Origin of the sequence: Paenibacillus forsythiae T98 (genome assembly GCF_000520735.1) — a bacterium.
Lineage (GTDB): Bacteria > Bacillota > Bacilli > Paenibacillales > Paenibacillaceae > Paenibacillus_AQ > Paenibacillus_AQ forsythiae.
Genome location: NZ_ASSC01000344.1, coordinates 1 through 1,474 on the forward strand (window position 1 = coordinate 1; position 1,474 = coordinate 1,474).

Genomic DNA, 1,474 nt, shown 5'->3' on the forward strand with positions numbered 1-1,474 from the left:
GCGGCGATTACGGCAGCGGCAAAGCCGCTGGAGGCAAAGGCCGCCGCAAGAAAAAGTCGAAGAGCGGGGTCTTCATCGGCGACTCCGTAACACCGGGCAATGTCGGGGCTGCCGTAGGTTCCGGTTCCAAGAACGGCAACGGCGAAGGAAGAAAGCGGAAGAAGAAAAAATAAACGCTGGACTAAGCTTTTCAAGATAACCAAAGCGCTGAGGTCCCCGGCGAAGGGCCCGGCGCTTTTTAATGGAATATACTGCCGGCCTCCTAAGATCATTTGCTGTACTTACGTTCGTGTTCAGAGAAATGCCAATGGGAAGGGAAACGCTTTATCAATCCTTGCTTTTGCTGGAATGATTTTGATACAATAAGAAATGGACGTTTTCTGTTTGGGTTGCTTTGCACTATAGAAACAGCAAGAGAAGAGACGCCGCAATTTTCGATTCAAGGAGTGATTGTCATGGGTAAAAAAGCCGACGGGAAAGTGCTCGCCCAGAACAAAAAAGCTTCCCATGATTATTTTATCGAGGACACCTACGAGGCGGGCATGGTGCTGACGGGCACGGAGATTAAATCGCTGCGCAATGGCCGCGCGAATATCGGTGATGCGTTTGCCACGATCCGCGGCGGCGAGATTTTTGTGCATAATATGCATATTAGTCCCTTTGACCAGGGCAACCGTGCCAACCCGGATGACCCGACGCGTACACGCAAGCTGCTGCTGCACAAAGAACAGATCAGCAAGCTGCTCGGACATTCCAAGCAGGAAGGGTACACAATTGTGCCGCTGAAAGTGTACGTCCGCAACGGCTATGCCAAGCTACTGCTGGGCATCGGTAAAGGAAAGAAGCAATACGATAAACGTGATTCCGCCGCCAAACGCGACGCACAGCGCGATATCCAGCGGGCACTGCGGGAGAAGCAGAAGGTCGCAAGATAAGCCTGTCAAACTCCGCCTGTGTTTCCTGTAAGCTCTATATGATTATGCTGCAAAATGTGATATACTCTTTTATGTAAAACCTAATGCTTCAGATTATCCTTTCGCCTATTGGCTGGGAGGATAATGGATACGAATCGCTCTTGCCGGCGGTTCCGCTTGATCCAGGAAGCCCTTTTAATGAGGGGCCGTTTTTGGATTCGACGGGGGTAGTTCGAGCATGGGTAGCGAGTAGTGGGGACGCGTCCGCTTCATCAACGCTAAAGCCAATTAAACGGCAAACAAAACAACAACTTAGCTTTCGCAGCTTAATAACCTGTGAGCTAGCTCCTACCTTCCATCGCCCATGTGGCGGGCTAGGGGCTCAACTTTAGTGGGATACGCCGCTTGGTCTCCGCCTGGGGTCAACGGAAGAAGATAATCAGGCTGACCTGAAGGGAATCCGGTGACAGGGAGTCTCTAGGGTGACATCAAACCTGTCACTACACTCGTAGAAGCTTATGTGGCGTTATCTTCGGACAGGGGTTCGACTCCCCTCGGCT

At 51.5% G+C, this 1,474-nt stretch carries 1 protein-coding gene and 1 other RNA gene; both read left to right on the top strand.

Going from position 1 to position 1,474, the window contains the following annotated elements:
• Nucleotides 1–455: 455 nt before the first annotated feature.
• The gene (gene smpB, locus L692_RS0111095; RefSeq protein ID WP_025699847.1) at nucleotides 456–935 is read left to right on the top strand and encodes an SsrA-binding protein SmpB; all 480 of its coding nucleotides are present in this window, start codon (nucleotides 456–458) and stop codon (nucleotides 933–935) included.
• Between the two features lie 181 nt (nucleotides 936–1,116).
• Nucleotides 1,117–1,474, top strand: a transfer-messenger RNA (tmRNA) gene (gene ssrA, locus L692_RS31125); the annotation flags it as partial.